Consider the following 2,287-nt stretch of genomic DNA (forward strand, 5'->3'; position numbering starts at 1 on the left):
CATGTTATTTTCAAAATATTTGCCTGATTTTACTATGATAATAGAAAAATACGATATGTGATCGCCCCTCCTCCTCATCAAAAAGCGATCGCCCTTTGCGTTCCTATCCCAAGCGGCAGCTTTAAAGTTTAATCCACAAGATGACAGCGAATAACAATCAATTTGGTGTGTTACATTTATAATATAGATATTTCAAGTAAAAATCATTTCACCAACAGATCATGCTTAATTCTATTAACGCATTATTTGACGGAAAGGTCTTTCATCCAGAGCAACCCGTTAGATTGAAGGCTAATACTCGTGTCCGCATTATTGTTGATAACTTATCGGATGAAAATAATGAACTCACTTCTTTTTTAGAGACAGCAGAATCATTACAACTAGACGGACCCTCTGATTGGTCAGAAAATCTAGATAAATATTTATATGGTGAAGAAAAAGAGCATGAACCCTGAGAAATTTCTCGATACAAGTTATGTGATCGCTTTATCTTCATCTACGGACGATTATCATCATAAAGCACTTGCCATTGCCCAACAATTAAAAGCTTCAAAAACACCTTTAGTTACAACCAGAGCCATTATTTTAGAGATTGGCAATGCTTTATCTAAACAAAAATATCGCTCTAAGTCAATTAAATTATTGTCCTCATTAGAAAAGGACAAAACGGTGACAGTTATTCCCTTATCGGAAATTCTCTATCAAAAAGCTTTTCAACTATATTGTCAAAGAAACGATAAAAATTGGGGAATTGTTGACTGTATTTCTTTTATTGTAATGGAAGAGCGTAGAATAACGGAAGCATTAACAACGGATATTCATTTTCAGCAAGCTGGTTTTCGAGCTTTGTTGAGAGATTAATCTCAGGGCAGGCGATCGCACTTCTAAAAATAATCGCACTTTCAACAGCCAAAGTGATCGCATTCATAAATATCCCAAAAATCAGATAATTACGGTGAATAACAATCAATTAGGTGCGTTACATTTCATTAACGCACCCTACAAGATCCACGATCGCACTGGCTGCTTGACAACCCCCCCTGAACGGTTACAAAAAATATTGACAAAAAGATAACGATACGCTAAAGTATACATAGAAGTGATTGATATAGGATGAAAAAACAGTGTCTGATTTCTTCCAAGATTTTAAAGATCCTCTAGAGTTTGCTCATAAAGTTGCAGATCAAGTAACTAACAATTCTTCTCTGCAACAGTCCGTACAAAGTGCAGTACAACAAAATACTGCTCAAGCAGGACAAGCATTAGGAAATGTAATAGTAGGTGGAGCGGCGGCTGTGGGGAGTACTACAGTCGGAGTAGCGGCTGTGGGAGCAGTTACACAAGCTGGAATAATGACAGGAGGTGCTCTTGCTACTCTGGGGACAGCGGCCGCGGGTTCTTGCCCTACTGTGGGTACAGTTATTTTGGCAGCATCTGCTGTTAATCCAGTTGTCTTGGGTACCGTTGCGATTGCAGGGGCAGTCTGTGTGGTTGCCAAAGTTCTAAATGATTAGTTAGTGATCGCACTTTATGGTATTGAGACAGGACTTACGATAAAGCACTAGATATAGCGCGTCTGCGTAAGCCCTCTTTCATCCAGGCTGAGAGTGCGATCGCTGATCTTAATAGTACTACAGATCGGCGATCAAGAAATATTCTGGATAGGACTATTTCAATAACTCGATTTCCCCTGGTCGCCAAGTCTTATCAAACCAAGGCTCAAGCGGGCCATAGAGCCGAAGAATCGTATTCCAACCCGTTTCAGGAATCGTCTGCACCCAATTATTTTCCTTATGATTAAAAGCAAAAAAGCGCGTTAAGTAACTATCTTTTAAGTCAAGACGGCAATTAGCGATCGCCGCTCCTGATCAAAAAGCGATCACACCATGAGAAGAAAACCTGATCGCACTAAAGGCCAAAATAATCGCAAATCAGATAATTATTGTTAAGAAAACAATTTGGTCCGTTACATTTTATTAGCGTATCCTACAGGATCACCGACTATACTAACTGGTTGCTTGTCGAGAGCAATTTCAAATAAAAATTCAGGGGCCAAGTCTGCTCCGTTTGGCCATTCTATTGTCCGACTATTTACATATACTTTTTGAAATAAACTTTTATCTTTTAAGGGTTCAAAGATTTCTCCATACAATTCTTGTTCTAAATCTACAATCCCTTCTATTCCATTATTAAAGGTTAGCTTTAATTGATACTTATCCAGATATTCCACACAGATAACATGAAGAAATAGCTCCTTTTTAGGGAAGGGGATCGATTCTGTTAAGAG

The 2,287-nt window shown here is 38.5% G+C and carries 4 protein-coding genes and 1 pseudogene; 3 read left to right on the forward strand and 2 right to left on the reverse strand.

Translation table 11 applies throughout. The annotated features are described in order from the left end of the window. Positions 1-221: 221 nt before the first annotated feature. From PX636_RS00585 to PX636_RS00595, 3 genes are all read left to right on the forward strand, one after another. Positions 222-455 (forward strand): hypothetical protein, encoded by a 234-nt coding sequence (locus PX636_RS00585; protein WP_036401137.1) that lies wholly within the window; start codon positions 222-224, stop codon positions 453-455. Further along, the gene (locus PX636_RS00590) at positions 445-861 is read left to right on the forward strand and encodes a type II toxin-antitoxin system VapC family toxin (RefSeq protein WP_288115891.1); all 417 of its coding nucleotides are present in this window, start codon (positions 445-447) and stop codon (positions 859-861) included. The genes PX636_RS00585 and PX636_RS00590 overlap by 11 nt, the downstream gene beginning before the upstream one ends. 263 nt (positions 862-1,124) lie before the next feature. Further along, positions 1,125-1,514 (forward strand): hypothetical protein, encoded by a 390-nt coding sequence (locus tag PX636_RS00595; RefSeq protein WP_288115892.1) that lies wholly within the window; start codon positions 1,125-1,127, stop codon positions 1,512-1,514. Positions 1,515-1,667: 153 nt separating this feature from the next. Here PX636_RS00595 and PX636_RS22810 read toward each other — a convergent pair. Beyond that, positions 1,668-1,793 (reverse strand): annotated as a pseudogene (locus PX636_RS22810) (DUF1214 domain-containing protein); the annotation flags it as partial. 173 nt (positions 1,794-1,966) lie between these two features. Then, on the reverse strand, positions 1,967-2,287 hold a 321-nt coding region (locus PX636_RS00600; RefSeq protein WP_288115893.1), incomplete at its 5' end, for a DUF2442 domain-containing protein.

Origin of the sequence: Microcystis sp. M53598_WE2 (genome assembly GCF_030067735.1) — a bacterium.
GTDB classification, from domain to species: Bacteria; Cyanobacteriota; Cyanobacteriia; order Cyanobacteriales; family Microcystaceae; genus Microcystis; species Microcystis aeruginosa.

Coding starts and splice junctions, on each gene's coding strand:
- PX636_RS00585 (WP_036401137.1), top strand. CDS start 222: ATGCTTAATTCTATTAACGCATTATTTGACGGAAAGGTCTTTCATCCA.
- PX636_RS00590 (WP_288115891.1), top strand. CDS start 445: ATGAACCCTGAGAAATTTCTCGATACAAGTTATGTGATCGCTTTATCT.